At 69.0% G+C, this 25,344-nt stretch carries 23 protein-coding genes; 15 read left to right on the top strand and 8 right to left on the bottom strand.

The window, feature by feature from the left end:
* Window positions 1–19: 19 nt before the first annotated feature.
* Window positions 20–1,885: a glycoside hydrolase family 68 protein gene (locus BQ8008_RS01930; protein ID WP_108832574.1), complete on the bottom strand. Its 1,866-nt coding sequence runs from the start codon at window positions 1,883–1,885 to the stop codon at window positions 20–22.
* Window positions 1,886–2,275: 390 nt separating this feature from the next.
* Between BQ8008_RS01930 and BQ8008_RS01935 the strand changes: the two genes are divergently transcribed.
* Window positions 2,276–3,442 (top strand): choice-of-anchor L domain-containing protein, encoded by a 1,167-nt coding sequence (locus tag BQ8008_RS01935; protein ID WP_108832575.1) that lies wholly within the window; start codon window positions 2,276–2,278, stop codon window positions 3,440–3,442.
* A 96-nt stretch (window positions 3,443–3,538) separates the two neighbouring features.
* On the opposite strand, the gene BQ8008_RS01940 is transcribed toward BQ8008_RS01935, so the two are convergent.
* Both BQ8008_RS01940 and BQ8008_RS01945 read right to left on the bottom strand, forming a co-directional pair.
* Window positions 3,539–3,763 carry a hypothetical protein gene (locus BQ8008_RS01940; protein WP_108832576.1) on the bottom strand — a complete coding sequence of 75 codons (225 nt, stop codon included), beginning with the start codon at window positions 3,761–3,763 and terminating at the stop codon, window positions 3,539–3,541.
* Between the two features lie 13 nt (window positions 3,764–3,776).
* On the bottom strand, window positions 3,777–4,073 hold the full coding sequence (locus BQ8008_RS01945) for an acylphosphatase (protein ID WP_108832577.1): 297 nt from the start codon (window positions 4,071–4,073) through the stop codon (window positions 3,777–3,779).
* 88 nt (window positions 4,074–4,161) lie between these two features.
* Between BQ8008_RS01945 and BQ8008_RS01950 the strand changes: the two genes are divergently transcribed.
* Entirely contained in the window at window positions 4,162–4,995 is an 834-nt protein-coding gene (locus BQ8008_RS01950; RefSeq protein ID WP_108832578.1) for an exodeoxyribonuclease III, read from the top strand.
* A 76-nt stretch (window positions 4,996–5,071) separates the two neighbouring features.
* Here the strand turns inward: BQ8008_RS01950 and BQ8008_RS01955 are convergent, their stop codons facing one another.
* The 5 genes from BQ8008_RS01955 to BQ8008_RS01975 all read right to left on the bottom strand — a co-directional run bounded on the left by BQ8008_RS01955 (window position 5,072) and on the right by BQ8008_RS01975 (window position 10,695).
* On the bottom strand, window positions 5,072–6,490 hold the full coding sequence (locus BQ8008_RS01955; RefSeq protein ID WP_108832579.1) for an ABC transporter permease: 1,419 nt from the start codon (window positions 6,488–6,490) through the stop codon (window positions 5,072–5,074).
* Window positions 6,487–7,275, bottom strand: coding sequence for an ABC transporter ATP-binding protein (locus BQ8008_RS01960; protein WP_108832580.1), 789 nt, complete (start codon window positions 7,273–7,275; stop codon window positions 6,487–6,489). The genes BQ8008_RS01955 and BQ8008_RS01960 overlap by 4 nt, the downstream gene beginning before the upstream one ends.
* Window positions 7,272–8,339: a biotin-requiring enzyme gene (locus BQ8008_RS01965; RefSeq protein ID WP_108832581.1), complete on the bottom strand. Its 1,068-nt coding sequence runs from the start codon at window positions 8,337–8,339 to the stop codon at window positions 7,272–7,274. The genes BQ8008_RS01960 and BQ8008_RS01965 overlap by 4 nt, the downstream gene beginning before the upstream one ends.
* 186 nt (window positions 8,340–8,525) lie before the next feature.
* Entirely contained in the window at window positions 8,526–9,815 is a 1,290-nt protein-coding gene (gene galK, locus BQ8008_RS01970) for a galactokinase (RefSeq protein WP_108832582.1), read from the bottom strand.
* Window positions 9,816–9,897: 82 nt separating this feature from the next.
* Window positions 9,898–10,695: a DeoR/GlpR family DNA-binding transcription regulator gene (locus tag BQ8008_RS01975; RefSeq protein ID WP_108834564.1), complete on the bottom strand. Its 798-nt coding sequence runs from the start codon at window positions 10,693–10,695 to the stop codon at window positions 9,898–9,900.
* Between the two features lie 305 nt (window positions 10,696–11,000).
* On the opposite strand from BQ8008_RS01975, the gene BQ8008_RS01980 reads away from it, so the two are divergent.
* From BQ8008_RS01980 to BQ8008_RS02045, 13 genes are all read left to right on the top strand, one after another.
* Window positions 11,001–11,708 (top strand): 2'-5' RNA ligase family protein, encoded by a 708-nt coding sequence (locus BQ8008_RS01980; RefSeq protein ID WP_108832583.1) that lies wholly within the window; start codon window positions 11,001–11,003, stop codon window positions 11,706–11,708.
* Window positions 11,705–12,727, top strand: a complete 1,023-nt coding sequence (locus tag BQ8008_RS01985; RefSeq protein WP_108832584.1) for a YihY/virulence factor BrkB family protein — start codon at window positions 11,705–11,707, stop codon at window positions 12,725–12,727. Before BQ8008_RS01980 ends, BQ8008_RS01985 begins: the two co-directional genes overlap by 4 nt.
* Window positions 12,728–13,069: 342 nt before the next feature.
* Window positions 13,070–14,356, top strand: coding sequence for a mannose-1-phosphate guanylyltransferase (locus tag BQ8008_RS01990; RefSeq protein ID WP_108832585.1), 1,287 nt, complete (start codon window positions 13,070–13,072; stop codon window positions 14,354–14,356).
* Window positions 14,357–14,568: 212 nt separating this feature from the next.
* Window positions 14,569–15,669, top strand: coding sequence for a BMP family lipoprotein (locus BQ8008_RS01995; protein WP_108832586.1), 1,101 nt, complete (start codon window positions 14,569–14,571; stop codon window positions 15,667–15,669).
* 57 nt (window positions 15,670–15,726) lie between these two features.
* Window positions 15,727–17,256, top strand: a complete 1,530-nt coding sequence (locus BQ8008_RS02000; protein ID WP_108832587.1) for an ABC transporter ATP-binding protein — start codon at window positions 15,727–15,729, stop codon at window positions 17,254–17,256.
* Entirely contained in the window at window positions 17,253–18,599 is a 1,347-nt protein-coding gene (locus BQ8008_RS02005) for an ABC transporter permease (protein ID WP_108832588.1), read from the top strand. Before BQ8008_RS02000 ends, BQ8008_RS02005 begins: the two co-directional genes overlap by 4 nt.
* Window positions 18,600–18,602: 3 nt before the next feature.
* Window positions 18,603–19,895: an ABC transporter permease gene (locus tag BQ8008_RS02010; RefSeq protein WP_108832589.1), complete on the top strand. Its 1,293-nt coding sequence runs from the start codon at window positions 18,603–18,605 to the stop codon at window positions 19,893–19,895.
* Between the two features lie 32 nt (window positions 19,896–19,927).
* A complete protein-coding gene (locus BQ8008_RS02015; protein ID WP_199908007.1) occupies window positions 19,928–20,377 on the top strand; it encodes a cytidine deaminase in 450 nt (149 codons plus the stop codon).
* Between the two features lie 50 nt (window positions 20,378–20,427).
* The gene (locus BQ8008_RS02020) at window positions 20,428–21,774 is read left to right on the top strand and encodes a thymidine phosphorylase (protein ID WP_108832590.1); all 1,347 of its coding nucleotides are present in this window, start codon (window positions 20,428–20,430) and stop codon (window positions 21,772–21,774) included.
* Window positions 21,771–22,586 carry a hypothetical protein gene (locus tag BQ8008_RS02025; RefSeq protein ID WP_108832591.1) on the top strand — a complete coding sequence of 272 codons (816 nt, stop codon included), beginning with the start codon at window positions 21,771–21,773 and terminating at the stop codon, window positions 22,584–22,586. The genes BQ8008_RS02020 and BQ8008_RS02025 overlap by 4 nt, the downstream gene beginning before the upstream one ends.
* A gap of 335 nt (window positions 22,587–22,921) precedes the next feature.
* Window positions 22,922–23,254 (top strand): VOC family protein, encoded by a 333-nt coding sequence (locus BQ8008_RS02035; RefSeq protein WP_234415181.1) that lies wholly within the window; start codon window positions 22,922–22,924, stop codon window positions 23,252–23,254.
* A gap of 91 nt (window positions 23,255–23,345) precedes the next feature.
* On the top strand, window positions 23,346–23,999 hold the full coding sequence (gene deoC, locus BQ8008_RS02040) for a deoxyribose-phosphate aldolase (RefSeq protein WP_108832594.1): 654 nt from the start codon (window positions 23,346–23,348) through the stop codon (window positions 23,997–23,999).
* A 153-nt stretch (window positions 24,000–24,152) separates the two neighbouring features.
* Window positions 24,153–25,337 (top strand): metal ABC transporter substrate-binding protein, encoded by a 1,185-nt coding sequence (locus tag BQ8008_RS02045; protein WP_108832595.1) that lies wholly within the window; start codon window positions 24,153–24,155, stop codon window positions 25,335–25,337.
* Window positions 25,338–25,344 lie beyond the last annotated feature (7 nt).

The following is a 25,344-nucleotide window of genomic DNA, read 5'->3' on the forward strand; positions in this document are numbered from 1 at the left end:
TGATGCTGGCCAGCGGCGCCTACTTCAGGCGCTGCGGGCGGGTGTCACCGCCGTTGGTCCGGGCCCGGTCCGCGGGAACGTCGCCGAACCCTCCCAGGCCGTTGGTGCCGTAGGTGCGGTCCACCGAGGTGGTGTCCCCGGAGATGTTGATCTTCACCGTCGGGGCCAGTGAGCCCCCGCGCACCGGGTTGCCATCCTTGTTGCCGCCGATGGAGTCGATGAAGGACTCCACCAGGCCGCCGGGCATCACATAGTGCGAGTAGGACTGGTAGGTGTAGGGACTCTGGTTGAAGTCCGGCGAGTAGGGCTTACCCGGGTTGAAGTTGAGGTTGATCGGGTTGCCCAGCGCGATACCCGTGCTCTGGTTGAGCGGCTTGTAGTCCGATCGCAGCCCGTCGCCCACGAACCCGTAGACGCCCTCGGGGCCCTGGAGCCCGTCGGCGTAGGTCTCCCGGTGCGAGATCGTGAACAGGTAGTACTTGCCGTCCTGGAAGTAGATCTGGGGCCGCTCGGTCTGGTCGTTGACGCAGTTACCGCTCAGCAGCGGTGGCAGGTACTCCCACTGGGTCATCGCCTTGTTCTTGGCGCGGGCCAGCCCCACGTTGGCCAGCTGATAGTAGGCGCCGCGCTGGTTGACCGACTCGACCGTCTCCGCCTTGGGATCGCCCTTCTCATAGCCGAGATCCGCCTCGGTGCACGTGGCCAGGGTCGTGTTCTGACCGGCCTTGGCCGCGGCGTCGACGTACTGCTGCTCACGCACGAACGCCGAGTTGCCCTCGAAGACCATGTACTCGGTGGGGTCGGAGGGGTTGTTCTGGTCGCGGAAGGTGAAGGGGTCGCGGAAGTTCACGCCCGGGTTCTGCTCGCGGGTCTGGTAGTACTTGCCGTCCGGGACGAGCAGCTGGTGCTGGGTGCGGAATCCGGTGAGCCACACACCGTTCTCATCGGCGTGGATGCGTCCCTCGGACTGCACGATCCGCGGGTCGTAGGGCTTGGAGGAACCGTTGTTCTCCTGGCCTCCGTCGTTGTTCCCACTGCCGCCGGTGGTGCCGTTGTAGAAGGCCACCGAGGTGTAGAACATGCGGATCTTGTTGCCCTCCATGAGGCGGGCCGAACCGGACCACTCGGTCTGCGCCGTGAAGCTCTGATCCTCGAAGATCGAGCCGGAGGCACCGTCGGGGAAGACGTGCCCGCCGTAGATCCAGCCGCCGTTGGAGCTGTTCGCGCCGTCGGCCGAGGAGGTCTGCGTGCCGGCCTTGCGGTAGAAGAAGCCCAAGCGCGCGTGGGTGTGGCGGTCGTCAAAGGTGTAGCCGGCGTGCCGGTCGGCCACCAGGGAGAAGGCGATCTCCCATCCGTTGTAGGAGATCTGGTGGGCCGCCTCATCGGTCAGCGTCCAGGTGTCCCATACCCATACGTCGTCGCTCGTGGCCGGGAAGCCGTTGGAGATCTCCGGCATCGTGTACTGCTCGGGCATCGAATTGGTGCCCGACGGCGCATTGGGATTGGAGACCCGCTGGATCTGCATGGCGTCGGCGCGGGTCCACTTGGCCGTGTAGTTCTCATCGACCCCGTGGGCCTCGCCGGTGTGCTTGGTGGCGTTGGCCCAGCCGGGGTTGTCGGCCTTGAATCCGTTCGCTTCCTGCGCGGCGGCGCCCGGCGCGGCCTGCTGGTCCGCCTGACCGGCCTGTCCCTGCCCGGCCGGGGCCTGTCCGGCCTGCTGGCCGGCACCCGCCTCGGGGGAGGCCTCGGCGGAGGCGCTGGGCTCTGGGGATGGGGTCTCGTCGGCGAGGGCGGTGGTTCCGGTCCCGGCGACCAGGAACCCGATCGCCAGCGCCGCGGCCAGTCGTCTGCGACGGGCGCGGAACGAAGTATGTGTCACGGTCATTGTCCGTACTGTCCTTACTCATGAGGGATGAGGGTGTCAGTGCGCCGTGAGCCGATATTGCTTGATCTCCCAGCTGCTACCTTAGGGGAGCCTGGAGGTCAATGGGCAGGTCTTTAGGCCGACCGGTCAGTCCCGCCCGACTCCTACCAAAGGCGCATGCCCTGCGCTTTCAGGGATTATTGAGGATTCCTGCATGTTTGGTGACATACGCCACATGACTCTATGTTATTGGCCGGTTAGTCTTGAACGCGTTCTCCGTGAGCTGTCTGGTCTCCCATGCCTGTCGGTTCAGGTGGTCACCCGAAGCTGGGTGGCCCTGCATCTAACGGAGATCCTGTGAGTATCTTTCCCATCCGTCTGCGACGGCTAACCGCACCAACAACTGCCTTCATGGCTGCACTCGCCCTCGGCGCCGCCAGTTCGGCCATGGCCGCTCCGACGCCGAACACGGCAGGGCAGTCCACCACCTCCCTGCGTGACGCCTCCACTGTGAGCCCTCAGTCCCTCGCCCAGATGGTGGCCGGCCCGAACGCCACCGTGACCAATGCGACCGTCTCCGGCAAGGACGTCCAGATCGGCACGGTCAAGGGCCTGCCGAGCGACGGCAACGCCATCACCGAGGGGGTGGCCCTGTCCACCGGCTCCCTCATCGACCCCGACCCCACCGCCGACTCCGACGTCGACTTCACCCGTTCCGCGGTCCTGGGGCCCAACAACGCACTCGACACCACTGGTGACTTCGGTGCCATCGAGGATCCGGCCGGTCTGATGCAGGTGGCCGGTACAGACGTTTACGACGAGGCCATCCTCGAGTTCGACGTCACCGCCACCAGCTCCAACGTCGTCCTCTACTACAGCCTCGGCTCCGAGGAGTACGCCGGTGCCACCGAGGGCACTCCGGCCTCCTGGCAGTCCCGCGGCTACAAGGACCCGCTGAGCATCCAGGTCAACGGCACCGAGTGCGCCTACGTGCCCGGCTCCCAGACGGCCGTGAGCGCAGCCACCGTCAACGAGTCCTCGAACGCCGACTACTACACCGCCAATGTCTCGGGGCATACGCCGGGCCAGATCCCGGTGGAGTTCAACGGCTACACCTCGGCTCTTCCCTGCCAGGCCGCTGTCACTCCGGGGCAGGCGGTGCACGTGCGCGTGGCCATCGCCGACGCCCAGGACGGTCAGCTCGACTCCACGGTCCTTCTGCGCACCCAGGGGCTGGGCTTCACCGACAAGCAGATCACCGAGCCCTGCACCGCCAAGGCCGGCACCTGCGATATCCCCGGCGTCGGCAACGGATCCAACGGATCCAATGGGTCCAACGGCTCGAACGGGTCGAACAGCAACGGCTCGACCACTCCTGTCGGCCAAGGCAAGCCGGGCGTCACCGACTACAGTGCCGCCACACCCACCTCGGGAACCTCGGCCAGGACGATCGCCGGTCTGCCCCTGACCGGAACCCAGGCGCTCTTCATGGGTGTCGTCGCCCTGCTGCTCCTGACCGCCGGTGGCGTGGCGCTCAGGCTGCGCCGTCGTCGCCTGGCCGGTTCCGAGGTCGACTGACAGCGAGACTCTGGCCCACAGACGGCTGACGGGGCGGATGAAGCTCTCTTCATCCGCCCCGTCAGTGTGTGGCTGTGGTTCACCGCTGTTGGATGCTCAGTCCCGGTCGTGCCTGGAGGCGTGGCGCGCCGCCGCCTCCTTGGCCAGCATCGCGCAGCCCAGTAAGCACAACGGCATCGAGGCCAGCCACAGTCCCGTGGCGAAACGGGACAGAACCGGTGCCTGAGCCAGGACGGGCAAGATGGCGGCGAGAACGACGACCATCATCCAGAAAGCGATGTGGCGCCCGCTGCGCGACTCCGAGTTGTTGTTGTCACTCATGGCCTGCTCCTCTTCATCCGGTGATCTCGAACCGGCGGTCCTCCAGGCAACCGGCGCGCAGGTCGGTGACGGTGATGGTGCGCACCGAGGCCCACCGCGGGCCGCGTTTCAGCCACGATATCAGCCGGGCTACCGCGTCCGGATCACCCTGGGCCATGACCTCGACGTCGCCGTCGGGCAGGTTGCGGACCTGCCCCACCACGCCCAGCTCCTGAGCGGTGTAGGCGCAGTGGTAGCGGAAGCCCACCCCCTGGACGGTGCCGTGGACCAGGACGTGAACGGTTCTTAATCGCGTGCCGGCCTCGCTCATGGTCCTATCGTCTCAGACTCAGGACCGGCCGGGGACTGCTGTGGACGGTTCAGGTCCGGTTCAGGACTGACCGCGTAGTCTTGCCGCCATGCGTATCGCCACCGTCAACGTCAATGGCATCCGGGCCGCCGCCCGTAAAGGCATGGGGGAGTGGCTCGCGTCCTCGGCCCCCGACATCCTCCTGCTCCAGGAGGTCCGCGCCGACGAGCAGATCGCGGCCGATCTCCTGTCCGGCTACGAGGCCGCCATCTGGCCCTGCCGCGTCAAGGGGCGCGCCGGCGTGGGCGTCGCCGTACGCGAGGGCGGCCCCGCCGTCCTCGGCGAGCTGCGCTACGGCGTGGCGGCGCCCGGGACCGAGGAGCCCGACGTCGACTCCGGCCGCTGGCTCGAGGCCGACCTGACGCTCACCGGGCTCGACGGCGTCGAGCAGCTCACCGTCATCTCCGCCTACCTCCACTCCGGACAGCTCGGCACCGAGAAGATGGACCAGAAGTACGCCCACCTCGCGCTCGTCGATGCCCGCATGGCCGACCTCCTGGCCGCCAGCCGTGATGGCGGGCCCCAGGTCCTCATGGCCGGCGACCTCAACGTGGTGCGCTCCGAGCGCGACATCAAGAACTGGAAGCCCAACCACAACAAGATCGCCGGCGTCATGGATGAGGAGATCGCCCACCTGGAGGGCTGGTTCGCCTCCGGCTGGGTGGACGCCTCGCGCCACCTCGTGGGGGACGAGGAGCAGGGGCCCTACACGTGGTGGTCCCAGCGCGGCAAGGCCTTCGACAACAACGCCGGCTGGAGGATCGACTACCAGGTCCTTACCCCCGCCCTGGCTGAGCGGGCCCGCAGCGTGTCCGTGGACCGGGCACCCGACTACGCCTCGCGCTGGTCCGACCACGCCCCGCTCATCATCGAGTACAGCTGATCTCACTGAGTACGGCTGAGTACCTGTGAGTACCACTGAATAGGGGCGGGCGCGCTGTGAGCGCCCGCCCCCGTGATCAGTAGCGGATGGCGTCGATCGGCCGGATGCGCGTGGCCACGATCGCCGGGATGATCCCTGCCAGGGCACCGACGGCGGTGGCCGCGACTAGGCCGATGACGGCGGCCACCATGGGGAAGGGCGGCGTGTTGGTGACCGGGATGCCCAGGTACGCGGCCCAAGGCAGGGTGCGTATCCCGATGATCGCGATCCCGATGCCGACGATTCCGGCCACCACCGTGGCCACCACGGACTCCATCATGATGGAGAAGAAGATGCGCCGGCTCGTGGCTCCGAAGGAGCGCCGTACCCCGATCTCGTGGATGCGCTGGCGCACCGTCACCAGCGCGATGTTGACCAGGCTCAGGGCGCCCAGGAGCATGACGAACACGCCCGCGGCCGTGACCACCTTGGTGAAGGTGCTCGCGCTGGAGCTCAGGCTGCCGCCGGAGAGGTTGTCGGAGGCCTGGGTCGAGCCCTGGCCGAAGCGCGCGTCCAGGTCCTTCTTGGCCAGGCTCGCCATCTGCTTGGCGCCGCTCTTGCCGGCCCAGACCTCCAGGGTTGGGGCCGGGCGATCGGCGTCCTTGGGCAGCCAGGTCTCGTAGGGCGTGTTGAGGGCGAAGGCGGTGACCGGCTGCGTGCACGGCAGGCCCGCGTCCTGCTCAGGGTCGCCGCTGCATCCGATGAGGGCGAGGTCCTCCGCCTCCAGCACGCCGACGATCGTGAAGGAGGTCTGCACGGGGGAGAAGGAGGTGATGGTGATCGGCTCGGTGAACTGCTGGATCCCCATCGCGTCGAGGAATCCCTGGGTGACGACCAGGCTCGGGGAGAGGTCGTCCTCGTCCTGCGCGGTGAACCAGCGTCCCTGGGCCACGGTCTTGTGGTGCAGCAGCCCGTAGCTCAGGCTCACTGTCTGGGTGGAAACGGAGCGGGCGCCGTCGGGGAAGGAGAAACGCACGTTGGAGGTGTAGGTGGTGGCCCAGGACGTCACCTCGTAGCGCTCGACGAAGTTGCTCATCGCCGCCGAGATCCTCGCGGAGGTGGCGGCGCTGGTGGTGCTGGTGTCCGAGCTGCCCCCACCGCTGCCTGCACCGCCGCCCGAGCCCGACGAGCCGCTACTGCCCCCGGCGCCACCGGTGCTGCTGCCGCTGCTCGCGTCCGCGCTCGCCCCGGGAGCGTCGTCGGCCTGGAGCGCCTGACTCAGACCCTTGCCGGTGGGGTTGACGTTGATCGTCACCGTGCCCAGCCGGCCGTTGTACTTCTCGCCGGCCTTGTTGATCGCGCTGACGGAGACCTGCCCCATGGCGATGACGAAGGTCATGGCGGCCACCGCGGCCGCCACGCCCACCAGGGACAGCAGGACTCGCAGCTTGCCGATGCGCAGCTGGGCCCAGGCCTCGACGATGGCACCGAAGAATCCGGTGAGAATCCCGTTCATGAGGCTCCTTCATGGCTGATGGGGGCGGTTGGGTCGGGAGAGACCGGAGGGGCGATGACCTCTCTGAACTCCTCGAGGCTGCCGACCTTTTGGCGCTTGACCGAGATCGGGGTGAGGACGCCGTGATCGAGGCGGTACTGCGTATGGGCGCGGCCGGCCACGGCCAGGTCGTGGGTGATGATGATGAGGGCGGCGCCGTTCTCGGCGCACTGGCGCTCCAGGAGCGTCATGACCGAGTTGCCGGTGTCGACGTCGAGGGCACCGGTGGGCTCATCGGCCAGGATGACGCTGGGACGCCGGGACAGGGCCCGGGCAATGGCGACCCTCTGCTGCTCACCGCCCGAGAGGCGTGAGATGGGCGAGTCCACCTTGTCTCCCAGGCCCACGGCCTCCAGCAGCTCGGCCGCACGCGAGCTGCGGGTCCAGAAGGCCGTTCCGGTGTCGTACAGGAGCGGGGCGGCCACGTTCTCGGTGGTGCTCAGTCCCGGGATGAGGTTGAAGGACTGGAAGACGAAGCCGAAGGTCCGGCCCCGCAGGTGGGCCCGCCGGCTCTCGCCGAGCCGGGAGGTGTCGGTGCCGCTGAGCGTGTAGTGACCCGACGTCGGCTTGTCGATGAGCCCCAGGATGTTGAGCAGGGTGGACTTGCCCGTTCCCGAGCGCCCCACGATGGCCACGTGCTCGCCGGGGGAGACGCTCAGGTCGACGCCGGTGAGGATCTCCAGCGGCGCGGAGTCGGGCACGGCGAAGGTACGGGTGATCCCCCGCAGCTCCAGCAGCCCGCTCACAGGATCTCCTTGCCGTCGGAGTCGTAGCAGGCGGAGTTGTCCTGCTCGCAGGTGTCCGGCGTCCCGGTGCGGCGCGTGTCCTTGTTGGGCACGAACTGCAGAATCTTCTGGTCAGCCTTGAGGCCGGCGGTGACCTGGATGTTCGTGCCGTCGGTGATTCCCAGGGTCACGGCGGTCTTGACGGCCTGGGAGGCGTCCCCGGAGTCGGGAACCAGCCAGACGAAGCCCGAGCCGACCTTGCCCTCCACGGCGGTGACCGGAACCAGCAGGGTGTCGGAGGCGCTGCCCGCGTCGACGCTGATGGTGGCCGGCATGCCGGCGAAGACCTTCTGGTCTGCGGGCACCGAGCAACGCATCTCCACGCTGGTGCCGTCCCCGGAGGTGGTCGTCGTCGAGCCGTCCCCGCCGGTGGTCGTGGAGGTGGTGGACTTCGTGCCGACCTTGAGATTGCTGCACTGGAAGGGGGCCGGACCTCCCTCCAGCGTCAGGGTCGCGGCGGTGGGGGCGTTGGTGAGCCGGTACTGCTGGGAGGCGTTGACGGTGCCGGTGGCCGAGTAGGTGGAGGGCGTGATCGTGGCCACGACCACGCCGACGCCGGTCTCCTGCTGCTTGATGACCTTGGGGGTCACCGTGCCGCTGACGGGCGCGTAGATCGTGGACCAGGTGACCTTGTCCGCCACCGGTGTCTGGGTGACGTTGCCCTCCTCATCGGTCCTGGTCACCGGGCTCTGGGACTCGGAGTGCTTGATGTAGAGCAGCGGCTCTCCGGCGCTGACCAGCGTGTCCTTTTCCACGGCCACGGAGTCCACCACCCCGGCCAGGTCGGCCTGGACGTCGACGGCGGCGTCCTGGACGATGCGGCCCTTGACCTCGACCGTGTTGGAGATGCTGCCGGTGGTCACGGCGACGGTCTTGACGTTGGCGGCGTAACCGGGGGAGATGTCGGCTGTGGCGCCCTCGTTCTGCGAGGGGAAGAAGGCGATCTTCACCAGGGCGACGGCGACGATCACCGCGATGAGGGTCTTGAGGGCGGGCCAGACGAAGCGCTTCACGGCGTCCTCCATGATGACAACGGAACCAGAACCGGGGGTAGGGAGCCCCGTGTCCCGGGTTAATACGGTTAGAGGCTATGGCAGAGGCGCTTGTCTGACCTCATCCTGGAGGAGGAATGGCTGAAAACCCTCTCCAACCTTGGTTGGAGAGGGCTGAGTACCGTCAGGTACGCGTGTGAGTCAGCGGTGATGCGCGGTTCAGGCGAGTCGACCAGCTGGGGCGGCGGGAACCGCGTCGAGGAAGGCCGGCGGGTTGAATCCCTCGCGCTCGTAGGCGTCCGCGACGGCCGCGGCCACGTCGTGGACGGCATCGGCGTCCACCAGGGCGATCGCCGAGCCGCCGAATCCTCCGCCGGTCATGCGGGCTCCGTGGGCGCGGGCGGCGCGAGCCGCCTCCACGGCCACGTCCAGCTCGGGGCAGGTGCACTCGTAGTCCACGCGCAGCGACTCGTGCGAGGCGTCCATGAGCTCGCCCACCGCGGCGAGCTTCTGGCCGCGCAGGGGGCGCCCGTCCTGGAGGAGCTCGACCAGCCTGCGGGTGCGGTCGATCTCGGTGACCACGTGGCGGGTGCGCTTGACCAGCTCTTCGGCCTCTCCGGCGTCCTGGACGTCGGCGCTTGCGGCCAGGCGCTCCAGGGCGGCTGGCAGGTCCTCGATCGCGATGTCCGCCAAGAGGTCGACGCCGAGGACCTGGGCGGCGCGCTCGCAGGCGGCCCTTCTGGCCCCGTACTGGCCGTCGTCCAGGGAGTGCTTGGCCTTGGTGTCGATGACCAGCAGGGCCAGGTCGTCGGCGGCCAGGTCGAAGGGGACGTGGGTCACCGAGCCGTCGCGGCAGTCCAGCTCCAGGGCGTGGCCCTCGCGGCAGCGCAGGGAGGCCGACTGGTCCATGCCGCCGGTGGGGGCCCCGGCCATCTCGTTCTCGGTGCGCACGCAGTTGGTCACCAGGCGGGCGCGCCCGGCGTCGTTGGGCTCCTCGGGCGTGCCGGCCAGGCCCAGGGCCGCGACCTCGTCGATGGCGACGGCCGCCGAGCACTCCAGGGCCGCCGAGGAGGACAGTCCGCCTCCCAGGGGCACGCAGGAGACGAGGGCGGCGTCGAAGCCGGGCAGGTTCTCGAACCCGTCGCGCTCCAGGGCCCAGGCGACGCCGGCGATGTAGGAGGCCCAGTGCGCCACCTCGCCGGGGGTCCCCTTGGGACCGATCGTGTCGAGGTCCGTGACATCGACCTTCTCCCGGGTCTGGGGGGAGACCAGGCGCACGACGCGGTCATCGCGGCGTCGCAGCGCCAGGTGCGCCCGGTGGGGCAGAGCGATCGGCAGGGCCAGGCCGCCGTTGTAGTCGGTGTGCTCGCCGATGATGTTGACGCGCCCGGGGGCGTACCAGACGCCGTCGGGCTCGGCCTCGAAAACCTCGCGGAACAGGGCGGTTGCGGCCTCGACGCCCTCCTGAGGGCTCATGGCAGGGGCGAAGACGGGAGCATCGTTGGTCATCGTGGTCTCCTGTAGTGAGTTGTGCGTTGGGTGAGTGGTGGAGTGCTGTCGAGGACTGTCGAGGACTAAGGAGTGGCTGGGATCAGGTCGCGATCGTCAGCCGGGTGCCGGCCTGCTGGAGGGCGGCGACGGTGTCGTCGTCGGGCTCGGCGTCGGTCACCAGGACCCCGATGTCCCGGGTGGCGCAGAAGGACCGCAGCCCCAGGACCCCCCACTTGGAGGAGTCCAGGGTGGCCACCACCGTGCGCCCGGCGGCGACGAGCGCCTGGTTGGCGGAGGCCTCCAGGAGGTTGGGGGTCATGAGCCCGCCCTCGGGGGTGAAGCCGTGGGCGCCCAGGAAGACCCACTCCACGCGCATCGTGCGCAGCGCGTCGACGGCCACCAGTCCCACCAGGGCGTTCGACGGCGTGCGCTCGCCCCCGGTGACCACCACCGTGGGGGCGTCGCGGTTCTCTGCGCGGGCGACGTCGGCGGCGTCGAAGAGCACCTGCGCGGCGGGCAGCGAGTTCGTGATGACGGTCAGGGTGGGGAAGTGCTCCAGCTCGGTCAGGGCCTGGGCGAGCGCCAGGGTGGTGGTCCCGGCCGACAGTGCCAGGGAGTCCCCGGGTCGCACCATGGCGGCCGCAGCCTGGCCGATGCGGCGCTTGGCGTCCAGGTTGAGGGTGGACTTGGCGGTGAAGCGGGGCTCGAGGGTGGTGGGGCCGGCCGCCACCGCCCCGCCGTGGACGCGCTCGACCAGGCCCTGGGTGACGAGCTCGGTGATGTCGCGGCGCACGGTCATCTCCGAGATCCCCAGCTCCTCGACGACGTCGGCCACGCGGACGCCGCCGGTGGTCGCGACTCGCTCCAGGATGTGCTCCTGACGCTGGCGGGCGAGCATCGGGGCCGGACGGGAGGATCCGGCGGCGGAGGCTGAGAGGCCGGGCTGCATGGGGCCAGTCTGCCAGACCTCGCCACCGAAAACACCATGTCCGCACGTTCCCGCACAGAGTCGCACAGACCGGATGGTGGTAGTTCACATTTCAGCCAGTCGGTCGGCCATGGCAGACTTGTCCTGCTCGCGCGGCGCCCCCGGCTGGGACGTGGGCGGTGCGGCGCGGTAGTGTGTCCAGGTAGCCCTCAGGACACTCGTTCGTCCTGACGGGATCACCTATCAGCCATCCGTCCCGTAGGAGCTCAGGAGCCATGCAGATCCCCGCACCCGACGCGCACCAGTGCGTCATCGGTGTGGCCATCGCCCTGCCCCCTCACTATGCCGCTCAGGTGCGGGCGGTGCGGGAGGCTGCCGGAGACCCTCTGGCCGAGGTCGTCCCACCCCATATCACTCTGCTGCCCCCCACGGCCGTCGACGTCGACTCACTCGACGATGTCATGCGTCACCTGCGTCACGTGGCCGCCGCGACGCAGCCCTTCGACGTGCACCTCGACGAGGTCGGAACCTTCCGGCCCGTCAGTCCGGTGGTCTACCTCGATCTGCGCAGCGGCGCCGAGGAGTGCGACCGCCTCCAGGAGCGTGTACGCGACCGCCGGGGCCCCCTGGCCCGGTCGCTCAGCTTCCCCTTCCATCCGCACGTGACGCTGGCCCACGAGGTGGCCGATGAAGGCCTCGACACGGCCGCCAGGAAGGGGGTGGAGCTGACCATGGACTTCACCGTCACCAAGCTCCACCTCTACCGCCACCTCGGCCGGCCCGGCCAGTCCAGTCAGCCCGGGCGGTTCACTCATCGCGACCGGAACGACGGGCCCGATGCCGCCGGAGGCTGGGAGGTTGCCGCCGTCTTCGCCTTCGGAGGCTCGCTTGTGCCCACCGTCCCTGAGGCGGCTGACGCCAATGGGGCGACTGAGGTACCCGCTGCCTCGGCGCCTGAGACGACTCCCGTGGTCTCGTTGTGATCGAGCGGGTCAAGGCGCTGCTGGCGGCCGGGCGGCGCACGCGTGTGGGACGGGCCCTGATCCGTTACGGCACGGCGCGCGGTGCTCTCATGGCCGGCGGGATCGCTTACACCGCCATGTTCTCGGTCTTCGCGGTGCTGGTCATCGGCGTGACCCTGCTCATGACGATGCTCGGCAATCACCCCACCATCCGCGCGGCTGTTGTCGACTCGATCAACTCCATGCTGCCCGGCGTCGTCGACGCCGGTAACGGCCGGGGGCTGGTGTCGGTGGACCAGCTGACACTCACCTCCGCGCTCAACCTGGGGTCCGTGGTGGCGGCGGGAGCGCTCATCTACTCGGTCATCAGCCTCATGGGCACTCTCAAGATCGCGCTGCGCGCCATGTTCGGGCTGGTCAACCCCGTGATGAGGCCGGTGTTCGGGCAACTGGCGAATGCCGCCGGCTTCCTCGTCATCGTGGCCGGAGTGCTGGTGACGGCCGTCGCCTCGGTGGTGACGACGACGCTGTCGGGCAGTGTGGGGCGGGCCCTGGGCATGCCGGAGTCCCTGACCGGGACCGGGGCCTGGTTGGTGACGCTCCTCATCTCCTTCCTCATCGATACCGGTGTCCTGGCACTCCTCATCACCATCTGTGGGATCCGTCCGCCCCGACGTGATCTGGCGCTGGGCTGCATGCTGGGGGCCTTCGCGCTCGGTGTGCTGCGTCAGGTGGGCACCGGTGCGGTCGGCTCGGTGGCGCGTAACCCGGTCCTGGCCTCCTTCGCCGCCATCGCCGTCCTCGTCCTGTGGCTGCACCTGACCAGCCGCATCGTGCTGCTCATGGCGGCCTGGATGGCCAACCCGCCGCTGCCTCGCGACGTCGACCACCCCGACGAGGTCCACGCCCACGAGCGCCCCAACTACGTGACGCTCTCCGTACCCGAGACCCTGGCCTGGCCCCGCCAGTCCATCACCGGCAGCCTCGAGGCGGATCCGACGGCGCACCCCGACTACGTCCCCCCGGTGCCGATCCCCTGAAGAACTGGCTAGGACTCTTCGCGGGCGGGTTGCGTTCTCGCATATTTGCCGGAACTTCCGCAAAACGTCCTCGGTGCTGAGCGGGTGCAGCGCCTGCGGATTCTCCTGACGAACGCCAGAACGCCTGGGAGGGGATAGCGGTCCTCTCGGTGTGCGTGCAAAGGCAGAGGCCGTGATCGCCTGATTCCTTCGCCGATGTCTTCTCAATCTACGGCCGCGAAGTAACACGTGCGCACTCATGTCTGAAACTGGTGATGCTGACGAAGAATCGAGCCGTCGATCGGGTGAGGGCGCTCCGGGTCGCGGCGCGTTCGGGGAGGGCCGGGACGATAGCCTGTTCCGGTGACTGACACTCCTGGTAACCCCGGCGGCTCCACTCAGGCCGCGCATCCCTGCGGCTCGGGTCCCTCCGATGGCTCGGTCCCGGCCATTCACGCCATCATCCCCGCCGGCGGCGCGGGCACCCGGCTGTGGCCGCTCAGCCGCCGCCACCGCCCCAAGTTCCTCCTCGACCTCACCGGGGCCGGCCATAGCCTCCTGCAGGACACCGTCGAGCGCCTGGCCCCAGTGACCGCGACCACGACGGTCGTCACCGGCGTCGCCCACATCGCCGCCGTCGCCGACCAGCTCCCGCAGGTCCCGCGCGAGAACCTCCTGGCCGAGCCGTCCCCGCGCGACTCCATGGCGGCCATCGGCCTGGCCGCCGCCGTCATCGCCCACCGCCACGGGCGTGACGCCGTCGTCGGCTCCTTCGCCGCCGACCACACGGTGGCCGACCGGACCGCCTTCGCCGGTGCCGTGCGCCAGGCCGCCCTCCTGGCCGAGCAGGGCTGGGTGGTCACCATCGGGATCGAGGCCACCGGACCCTCGACCGCCTTCGGTTACATCCACGCCGGAGACCCCACCGACGTGCCCGGAGCCCCCGACGGGCGCAGGGTCCTGGGCTTCACCGAGAAGCCCGACGCCGACACCGCCGCCGCCTATCTGGCCACCGGCGACTACCGATGGAACGCCGGCATGTTCGTGGTCCGTGCGGGCGTGCTCCTGGACCATCTGGCCGAGCTCAGGCCGCAGCTGGCGGCCGGCATCGAGGCCATCGCCGCGGCCTGGGACGTCCCCGAGCGCGAGGAGGTCCTGGCCGAGCGCTGGCCGGCCCTGGAGAAGATCGCCATCGACCACGCCATCGCCGAGCCAGTGGCCGCCGCCGGGGGAGTGGCCACCGTGCCGGTCTCCATGGGGTGGAACGACGTCGGCGGCTTCGACGCTCTCACCGAGCTCGTCGCCCCCCGCAGCGAGGGCCCGGCGGCCGGGGCCGGCGTGCTCGACAGCGTCGACAGTGCTGATGGTGCTGATGGTGCTGATGGTGCTGATGGTGCTGATGGTGCTGATGGTGCTGAAACCGTTGACGGCTCAGCTCCCGAGGCCCCTCGGGCCGATGTCCGGGTGGTCGGCTCCGACGGTGCTCTCATCGCCTCCACGTCCGGACGCACGGTGGTGCTGCTGGGCGTGCCGGGTGCCGTCGTCGTCGACACACCTGACGCCCTCCTGGTCACCACGCCCGAGCACGCCCAGGGCGTCAAGGGCGTCGTCGACGCCCTGAGAGCGGCCGGGCGCGAGGACCTGCTCTAGCGATCCCCATCGGCCTGAGAGTCACAGGCCCGCGGCCTCCGAAGGGCCCGGCGCCGGGAGAAGAGAACCTCCGGTGCCGGGCCCAACGTCGCGGAACCGGGACGGTCGCGAGCCGGCCCTGGTGGATCGTATGGTGTTAAAATCACATTTTTTCGCATATGCTTGAAAACTGGTCGTGCCACCTGCCGCACGCGAGAACCACGGAGGTTTCCATGAAGAAGGCTTGCTCCGCGATGACGCTCGGCGCAGCTCTGGCCCTGGTCCTGGCCGCCTGCGGGACGCCGCCGGCGCAGCGGCCCACCCGCAACCTGGAGGGCGCCAAGGACTTCACCGCCTGCATGCTCTCCGACGAGGGCGGATTCGACGACCACTCCTTCAACGAGTCCGGCAAGAAAGGCCTTGACCGGGCCGGCAAGGAGCTGGGGGTCAAGACCGTCGCCGTGCAGTCGGAGAACTCGGCCGACTACGCCACCAACATCTACGCGCTCATCCAGCAGAACTGCAAGCTCGTCATCGGCGTCGGCTTCAACATCGCCGCCGACCTGACCGAGTCGGCCAAGGCCAACCCCGACATCCAGTTCGCCCTCATCGACGCCTCCTTCATCGGAGCCGATGGGCAGCCGGCCACCCTGCCCAACGCCAAGCCGCTGCTGTTCAAGACGGCCGAGGCCGCCTACCTGGCCGGATACGCCGCCGCCGGCACCTCCCAGACCGGGGTGGTGGGCACCTACGGCGGCAAGCCCCTGCCCACCGTCCAGATCTTCATGGACGGCTTCGCCAAAGGCGTGGCCCGCTACAACGAGGACACCGGCGCCTTCGTCCAGGTCAAGGGCTGGGACACCACCACCGGCAAGGGCGGGTCCTTCGTCGGCAACTTCTCCGACGCAGCCAAGGGCCAGGCCATTACCGAGCAGTTCATCTCCCAGGGGGCCGACGTCATCATGCCCGTGGCCGGTCCTGTCGGCCAGGGCACGCTGTCCACCGTCAAGCAGAGGAACGCCGCCGGCGGCGCCAACGCCGTCATCTGGGTCGACTCCGACGGCTACATCTCCACCAGCGAAGGCTCCATCATCATGACCTCCGTGGTCAAGGAGATCGGCAACTCGGTCTACGACACCGTTAAGGGCGCCTCCGAGGGCAGGTTCTCCGCCGAGCCCTACATCGGCACCCTCAAGAACCAAGGAGTGGCCGCCGCCCCCTTCCACGACTTCGACTCCCGGGTGCCCGAGCCGGTCAAGGCACGGATCGAGGAGCTGCGCACCCAGATCATCGACGGAACTCTCGACGTCTCGACCCCCTACGACCCCTCCTGAGCGCCCCACCGGGGCCTTGTCCTAGAGTCTCCACCGCCACCCGGAAGCGAGTCTGTTGTGAAGCTTGAGCTGCGCGGGATCACGAAGGCCTTCGGGCCGCTCGTGGCCAACGACCGCATCGACCTGACCGTCGAGCCCGGCCAGATCCACGCCCTCCTGGGCGAGAACGGCGCGGGCAAGTCCACACTCATGAACGTCCTCTACGGCCTCTACCAGCCCGACGCCGGACAGATCCTCATCGACGACGAGCCCGTGGCCTTCTCCGGGCCGGGCGACGCCGTGGCCGCCGGCATCGGCATGGTCCACCAGCACTTCATGCTCGTGCCCGTCTTCACCGTGGCCGAGTCCGTCGCCCTGGGCTACGAGCCGGTCGGGCCGCTGGGCATCATCGACGCCGGCGCCGCCGCGGTCAAGGTCACCGAGATCTCCCGCCGCTTCGGCTTCGACGTCGACCCGAACGCCCTCATCGAGGACCTGCCCGTCGGCGTCCAGCAGCGTGTGGAGATCATCAAGGCCCTGGCCCGCGACGCCAAGGTCCTCATCCTCGACGAGCCCACCGCCGTACTCACCCCGCAGGAGACCGACGAGCTCATCGCTATCATGCGCGAGCTCAAGGCCGCCGGCACCTCGATCGTCTTCATCACCCACAAGCTGCGCGAGATCCGCGAAGTGGCCGACACCATCACCGTCATCCGTCGCGGCCGCGTCGTCGGCACCGCTGAGCCCACCGCCTCGGCCGCCGAGCTCGCCGGCCTCATGGTCGGCCACGACGTCTCCCTCACCGTGGACAAGCCCCCGGCCGAGGCCGGCCCGGAGGCCCTGACCCTGAGCGGCGTCAGCTTTATCGAGGACGGCACCGTCCTGCTCGACGACGTCGACCTGCACGTGCGCGCCGGTGAGATCCTCGCCATCGCGGGCGTCCAGGGCAACGGGCAGACCGAGCTGAGCGAGGTCATCCTCGGGCTGTGCCCGCCGACCACCGGCAGCATCGCCTTCGACGGCCACGACGTCACCCGCCACGGGGTGCGCCGCCGACTGCGCTCCGGACTCGGCTTCGTCCCCGAGGACCGCTCCACCGACGGCATGATCGCCGAGCTCTCCGTCGCCGAGAACATGGTCCTGGACCGCTACGACGACCCCGCCCTGGGCCGGGGCCCGTCACTGTCCCCAACGCGCGTGCGCGAGGCCGCCCACCGGATGTGCGAGGAGTTCGATGTTCGCGTCACCGACGTCGGCGACGCCATCTCGACCCTCTCGGGAGGCAACCAGCAGAAGGCCATCCTCGCCCGTGAGCTCTCCCGGCCCCTCAAGGTCCTCGTCGCCTCCCAGCCCACCCGCGGCCTGGACGTCGGCTCCATCGAGTTCGTCCACCAGCGCATCGTCGCCGAGCGGGACACCGGCACCGCCGTCGTCATCATCTCCTCCGAGCTCGACGAGATCTACGCCCTGGCCGACCGGATCGCCGTCATGTACCGCGGACGGATCGTCGGCACCGTCCCCGCCGACACCGCCCGCGACGCCCTGGGACTCATGATGGCCGGCGCCCCCGCAGAGCAGGCCCTCGACCCTCAGGAGCAGCCACGATGAGTACACCTTCCACCGGCTCCGGCCCTGCAGCGACGTCCGCGTCAGCGGACCCGCCCACCGACCACCCCACTGACCGCACGAGCAGCCAGTCGGCCGGCCAGGCCGCCCTGCTGCGGCAGGTCGCCTCCTCACCCGCCATCGTCGGGCTGCTCGCGATCCTGACCGCCCTCATCCTGTCCTCGATCCTCATCCTCGCGGCCGACTCCGAGGTGCGCTACACGGCCGGCTACCTCCTCAACCGTCCCGGCGACTTCCTCCATGCCACCGGATCCACTCTGAGCGAGGCCTACAGCTCCCTGCTGCGCGGCGCCATCTTCGACTGGCGTGCCACCACAGGCGTGCGCATGATCCGCCCCATCACCGACACCCTCACCAACGCCACCCCGCTCATCATCGCGGGGCTCGGCATGGCGGTTGCCTTCCGCGCCGGCCTGTTCAACATCGGTGGCCAGGGGCAGATGATCCTCGGGGCGATCACCGCCTGCTACGTGGGCATCGCCTGGAACCTGCCGCCGGTGGCCCACCTGCTCGTGGCCGTTGTCGGAGCGGCCCTGGGAGGACTGGTGTGGGGCGGCATCGCCGGCGTCCTCAAGGCTCGCACCGGGGCCAACGAGGTCATCGTGACGATCATGCTCAACTCGATCGCCGCCCACCTGCTGTCCCAGGTGCTCAGCCTCAAGGCCTTCAACGGGGAGGGGGAGACCGCCAACCGCAAGTCCCTGACCGTGGCCGACTCCGCCCAGTACCCCTCGCTTGCCGGCAGCTCCTTCCGCCTCCACGCCGGCTTCCTCCTGGCCCTGCTGGTGGCCGTGGTCGTGTGGTGGCTCATGGAGCGCTCCCGCCTCGGTTTCCAGCTGCGGGCCACCGGCCTCAACGCCGAGGCCGCTCGCACTGCCGGTATGAGCGTGCCCTGGGTGACGAGCCTGGTCATGATGATCTCCGGCGCCCTGTGCGGGCTGGCCGCCACGGCGCCGGTCCTGGGCACCCAGAAGAGCATGGACGAGTCCGTCGTGGGAACTATCGGCTTCGACGCCATCACGGTGGCGCTGCTGGGCCGCTCCCGGCCGGTGGGGACCGTACTGGCCGGCCTGCTCTTCGGGGCGCTGCGCGCCGGCGGCACCGCCATGCAGGCCGCACCGGGAACCCACATCAAGATCGTCCTGGTCCTGCAGTCCACGATCGTGCTGTTCATCGCTGCGCCGCCTCTGGTCCGGGCCATCTTCCGGCTCCCGGAGCGCCGAAAGTCTCGGGGTGGCGGCGCCGGTCCGTCCCCCGCCTCAGTCCCGGCCGCAGCTCCGGCTACGGCGCCCGCCCCGGCCGCTCCCGCCGCGAAGGAGGCCTGAGCCATGACCGTCTCCACCACTTCAGCCGCGTCAACCGAGCCAACCGCTTCAGCCTCCTCCGCCTCCACGGCAGTGGAGCCCATGAACCTCAAGATCCCGCTCACCGGCGTTGTTGCGCTCCTCCTCCAGGGACTCATGGCAGTGGGCGCCCACGGCTCGACCACCTTCAACCTCACCGCCTCCTCCGACCTCTTCCGGCTCGGGGCCCCCACGCTCAACGCGCGCCTGGTCATCCTCGTTGCGGCCGGGATCGTCGTCGCGGCCACAGCCGTCGCCTTCCACCGGGCCCGGAGTCGCAGCAGGATCCCGACCTGGGTCACCGTCCTCATCGGTATCGGATTCGTCATCGCCTTCCTGGCGTGGGCCGGTGCCGGGCGCAACGGCGTCATCCCCCTGGTGACCATCCTGTCCTCCGCGCTGGGACTGAGCGTCCCCCTCGTCTACGGGTCGCTCGCCGGGATCATCGGGGAGCGCTCGGGCACCATCAACATCGCCATCGAGGGACAGCTCCTGGGCGGGGCCTTCCTGGGCGCTGTCGTCGCCTCGGCCTGCTCCAGCCCGTGGGTGGGACTCGTGTCCGCACCCGTGGCCGGAGTCCTCGTGGCGCTCCTGCTGGCCCTGTTCGGCCTGCGCTACCGGGTCAACCAGATCGTCGTCGGCGTCGTCCTCAACGTCCTGGTCTCAGGACTGACCGGATTCCTGTTCTCCACCTTCCTGTCCTCCAGCCCCAGCCTCAACCGGGCCCTGCGCCTGCCCACCCTGGCGGTGCCGGTCCTGTCCCGGATCCCTCTCATCGGGCCGGTCCTCTTCCAGCAGACGATCCTCGTCTACCTCATGTACGCCGCCGTGGCGATCCTGTCCTACATGCTCTTCCGCTCCCGCTGGGGGCTGCGGCTGCGAGCCTGCGGCGAGCACCCCAAGGCCGCCGATACCGTCGGCATCAAGGTGATGCGCACCCGCGTGGCCAACCTCGCCCTGGCCGGGGCGCTGGCGGGACTGGGCGGCGCCTTCTTCACCGTCGGCTCGGGCCTGTCCTTCGACAATGACATGACCGCCGGCAACGGATACATCGCCCTGGCCGCCATGATCCTGGGCGCCTGGCGGCCCCTGGGATCACTGGGCGCGGCGGTGCTCTTCGGCTTCGCCACCTCCGTGGCCCAGACCTTGCCGGTCATCGGCAGCTCCGTCTCACCCGACATCATCTCCATGATCCCTTACATCGTCACGATCCTGGCGGTGGCCGGCTTCGTGGGCAAGGTACGCGCGCCCGCCGCCGAGGGAGTGCCCTACCCGTGACCAGTCCCGCCGGCGCCCCGGAGAGCGGGGCAGTGAATCCAGCCGTGGCCCCATCTGTCGCCCCCGCCGCCCTGACCGACGTCGACTGGCAGAACCTGCACGACCTCGCCGTCGAGGCCATGACTCACGCCTACGCCCCCTATTCCCGCTTCAAGGTCGGTGCCGCCGCCCTGGTCGATGACGGCCGTCTCGTCTCGGGCTGCAACGTGGAGAACGCCGGCTACGGCGTCACGCTGTGCGCCGAGTGCGGGCTCGTCTCCGAGCTCATCCGCACCGGGGGCGGGCGCCTGGTTGCCTTCGCCTGCGTGGACGCCCACGGCCGGGCCTGTGCACCGTGCGGGCGCTGCCGCCAGCTCCTGGGCGAGCACGCCGCCGACGGTATGGTGCTGGCCATGCCCTCGGGAATGATGTCCATCGACGAGGTCCTGCCCGACCGCTTCACCGCCGCCGACGTCGAACGCGTCGTCGGTCAGCACAGCTGACGAGCAGCCGGCTCATGAAGCAGCCGACGAGCACAGATGAGGAGAGCCCCGTGACCGTTCCCGCCACCCCGCTGGCCGTCGAGCCCTTCGACGCCGTCGATGTCATCGCTTCCAAGCGCGATGGCGCCGCCCTGACCGACGCCCAGATCGACTGGGTCGTGGACGCCTACACCCGCGGCGTCGTCGCCGAGGAGCAGATGAGCTCCCTGGCCATGGCCATCTACCTGCGCGGCATGAGCCGGGCCGAGATCGCCCGCTGGACCAGTGCAATGATCGACTCCGGGGAACGCATGGACTTCTCCGGACTCGGCCGCCCGACGGCTGACAAGCACTCCACCGGGGGAGTGGGGGACAAGATCACCCTGCCGCTGGCGCCCCTCGTGGCCGTCTTCGGTGTGAGCGTCCCCCAGCTTTCCGGGCGCGGGCTAGGGCACACCGGCGGGACCCTGGACAAGATGGAGTCCATTCCCGGCTGGCGGGCCGACCTCAGCAACGAGGAGATCCTGGCGATGCTCGACGCCGGCGGCCCCGGTGCCGTCATCTGCGCTGCCGGGGCGGGCCTCGCCCCCGCCGACAAGCGCCTCTACGCCCTGCGCGACACCACCGCCACCGTTTCCTGCGTCCCGCTCATCGCCTCGTCGATCATGTCCAAGAAGATCGCCGAGGGCACCGGAGCGCTCGTCCTGGACGTCAAGGTCGGTTCGGGCGCCTTCATGAAGGAGCTCGACCAGGCCCGCGAGCTCGCCTCCACCATGGTGGCCCTGGGCACCGATGCCGGCGTCACCACCCGGGCCCTGCTCACCGATATGTCCACCCCGCTCGGGCTCACCGCCGGCAACGCCCTCGAGGTCGCCGAGACCCTCGAGGTACTCGCAGGCGGGGGACCGTCCGACGTCGTCGATCTCACCGTCGCCCTGGCACTGGAGATGTGCGCCGCCGCCGGTAGGCCCGTGGGGGAGGACCAGGCCCGCGATGCCCTTGCCGACGGGCGCGCCATGGACGTCTGGCGAGACATGGTCAGCCGCCAGGGAGGGGACCCGGACGCGCCCCTGCCCCAGGCGCCCGAGACCGAGGCCGTCACCGCCCCGGCCGACGGCGTCCTCACCACCCTGGACGCCCTCGCCGTCGGGGTGGCGGCCTGGCGCCTCGGGGCCGGGCGCGCCCGCAAGGAGGACCCGGTCCAGGCCGTCGCCGGCGTCACCATGCACGCCAAGCCCGGGGACCCGGTTCGCGCTGGCCAGCCGCTGCTCACTCTGCACACCGCAACCCCCGAGCGCTTCGCCCGTGCTCGGGAGGCGCTCGCGGGCGGCATCGTCATCTCCCAGGACGGATCCCCGGAGGCCGCCGACGCCGCCGCCCGCCGTGAGCGCGGCGTCGTCCTGGAGCGGATCGGATGACCTGGAAGACAGGGGCCCACTCGACCGGGCCCGGGATCGTGGCGCGTGTCGTCAACTCCCGGCTACGGGTGGGGCGCCCGATCCGGGCAGGCCAAGCCGTCACCTTGACCCAGACGGACGGAACCACCTGCGGGCCCACCTGCCTCCTGGCCGCCCGTCTGCTCCTGGCACCCTCAGAGCGCTGGGCCCTCACGGGCGAGTTCACCTGGGAGGAGGCTGCGTCGTCGGAGCCCGGCCGGGAGGGAAAGAGACTGGATGCTCTTCTGTCTCGCCAGCAGCTGCGTATCCAACGGGCCATGAATGTCCGTGGCCTGGGCCCCATGCCCTGGCCGAGGGCGCTCGGCTCCACGCCCTGGTCCGTGGCCCGGCAGATGACCGGGATCGCGAGCGCCTGCGCACCGGGCAGCGGGTGTCATCGCTACATCGTGAGGTGGGTGAGCGACCACGGCCCCGCCTGGGGGCGTGAGGTCGCCTCGATCCGTGAGGCGTTGGCCGGTGGGCTCCCGGTCCTCCTGGTCACCAGCGGTCCGCTCGTCCTCGATCGCGACGCTGCAACTGGGACTGCTCGGGGAACTCGGCTGCGTACCGCCTTGGCCCAGGCCCCGGCCGTTCCCCGCCACTACGTCCTGGCCCTGCCCTGGCAGACCGTCGAGCAGGACGACCCCGGTGAGGGAAACGCGCACATCTACGAGCCCTCCAGCGGATCGGTGCGGGCCCTCGACCTGACCGCCCCGCGCGATCCGCACCGCCCCGGCCCCCGCGAGCTCGGTGGCTGGCCCCGCGTCCTCGCCGTCATCGCGCCCGAAAACTGACCAGCAAGAGTATTATCCTGACTCAAGGGGTGGGAAAAGGTTCCGCGTCCTGAAAGGTGGGTGCGTGTTCTCTTTATCCGCGCCGGAAGCGGCGCTTGTCCTGCTGTATGTTGCAGGTGTGGTCTCAGCGCTGTACGTCTTTGTCGGTGCAAGAGGAGTTCGTAGCGCTGTGGTGCTATTGTGCGCCTTCTCCCTTCCAGTTCTGGGGTCGGTGATTGCCGTAGTGCTCGCGGTTGCAAGGGTGCGAAACGGGCGCGCCAGCTCGCGTTCTGGTGAAGGCAGTCCATGACGAGAACCAGTGATGTGGAGTGATATCTATGTCGATACAACGAGCCGTGCCGCTCATCACTGTGAGCGATCTCGATGCCGCCATCGAGGCATACCGTCGCATCACCGGTATGGAGGTGATCATGAATCATGGTTGGATTGCAACCCTGTCTCCGCCAGGAGATCGTTCTGTTCAAATCAGTTTGATCACTTCTGATCCCACTGCTTCTGTCAATCCGTCTGTCTCCGTTGAGGTGGATGATCTGGATGGCGCGTATAGGATTGCTCGGGAGAGCGGGTGGGAGATCGTGCATGATCTCGCTGTGGAAGAGTGGGGGGTGCGTCGTTTCTTCTTTCGGGATGCTGATGGAAACATCATCAACGTCCTTTCTCATCTGTGATTCCAGCGTCGATGGTGTGTCGCGTGGTTGGTTATTGCCGACATAAGGCAGGTCGGTCCATGATGGGGTGAACGCTCTCGAAAGGAACCCCATGATTACGCGCGCCCAGATCGCCTCCCTTATCGACCACACCCTTCTCAAGCCCGAGGCCACCGCTGCTCAGGTCGACGCGCTCGTCGCCGAGGCCGCCGCCCTGGGCGCCTACAGCGTGTGCATCTCCCCGAGCCTCCTCCCGCTGAACCTGCCTGCCGGTCTGCACCTGGCCACGGTCTGCGGCTTCCCCTCAGGTGCTCACGCCACCTCCGTCAAGGCCGCTGAGGCCGCCGACGCCGTTGCCAAGGGGGCCGAGGAGGTCGACATGGTCGTCAACCTCCGCCTCGTCAAGGAAGGTGACTTCGACGCTGTCGAGGCTGACATCCGCGGCGTGCGAGAGGCCTGCCAGGGCGCCCTCCTCAAGGTCATCATCGAGTCCGCCGCTCTCACCGATGATGAGATCGTCGCCACCTGCCGCGCCGCGGAGGTCGCCGGAGCCGACTTCGTCAAGACCTCCACCGGCTTCCACCCCGCCGGCGGGGCCTCCACCCACGCCGTCGCCCTCATGCGCGCCACCGTCGGAGACCGTCTCGGCGTCAAGGCCTCCGGCGGCATCCGCACTGCCGCCGACGCTCTCGCCATGGTCGAGGCCGGTGCCAATCGTCTGGGGCTGTCCGCCACTGCCGCTGTCCTGGAGGGGCTGGACGACTGAGGAGTCCGTGTCTCGCTGAGAACCACTGACGGGCCCGGCGTCACCGCCGGGCCCGTGCTTGTGCGCGCAAGGAGTGCGTCAGGAAGAGTGCCTCAACTTGCAAGGTTTCGGGTACCCGAAACTATACTCGGCGCTATGAGAACCGCCCCCACTATGAGTCGCCGCAGCGCCGCGGCGCTCGCCTGCCTCGCCCTGTCCCTTCCGACCCTGGTGGCCTGCGGTCGCAGTTCCACCTCGTCCGATGAGTCAGGTACGGTCAAGGCTGTCGCCTCCACCACCCAGATCTGCGACTACATCACCCAGCTCGCCACCGGAGACGCTTCCAGCGACCTCTCCTTCGACCGCACTGGAGCCGATGGCAAGACCCAGCACTTCGGCGCCGACGCCGCCAAGGCCAAGTCCCGCCTCAAGCTCACCTGCCTGCTCGCCCCCAACGCCTCGGCGCACGAGCACGATATGACTACGGCCCAGTCCAAGGCCCTGTCCAAGGCGGACCTCTTCTTCGTCTCCGGCGTCGACCTGGAGCACTTCCTCGACTCCGCCGTCGACTCCACCGGTTTCAAGGGCACCATGGTGGTGACCTCCGGTGTGGCCGGAGCGGCCGACGTCGATGACCTCGCCGCTCAGAAGAAGAAGGAGGAGGCCAAGCCCTACAAGGTCGATCGGGGCAGCGCCAAGGTCGAGGTGGCCAAGTGGCCCTTCCCCCCTGAGGAGGGGGAGAGTGAGCCCGAGTTCCGCTTCGACCCCCACGTGTGGACCTCTCCGAAGAACGCCATCGTCCAGGTCACCAACATCGGCGCTGCCCTCGAGAAGGCCGCACCCGACCAGGCCGGTGTCTTCCACAGTCACGTGGACGCCTACGTCGCCAAGCTCAAGGCTCTCGATGAGTGGGCGGCCAGCTCCCTGAACTCGGTGCCACAGGACAAGCGGGTCCTGTTCACCAGCCACGACGCCTTCGGTTACTTCAGCAACGAGTTCGGAGTGAAGTTCGAGGGCGCTGCCCTGTCCGACTTCAACGCCCAGCAGGACGCCACCGCCGACAAGATCCAGCAGACCGCTGACAAGGTCAAGGCCTCCGGCGCCGTGGCCATCTTCGCCGAGAACTCCAACAACCCCAAGTCAGTCCAGAAGGTCGCCGAGGTCGCCGGGGTCAAGCCCGTCATTGGCGACGAGGCCCTCTACGGCGACTCCCTGGGCACCCCCGGCTCCGACGGCGAGACCTACATCGGCTCCATCCTCCACAACGTCTCCAACCTCACCAAGGCCTGGGGTGGAACGGTGACTGAGATCCCCGCCGACCTCGCCCAGTGGACCCCCAAGGCATCCGACGTCAAGTGAGGCAACA

The sequence above is a fragment of the Actinomyces sp. Marseille-P3109 genome, from assembly GCF_900323545.1.
Taxonomy (GTDB): Bacteria; Actinomycetota; Actinomycetes; order Actinomycetales; family Actinomycetaceae; genus Actinomyces.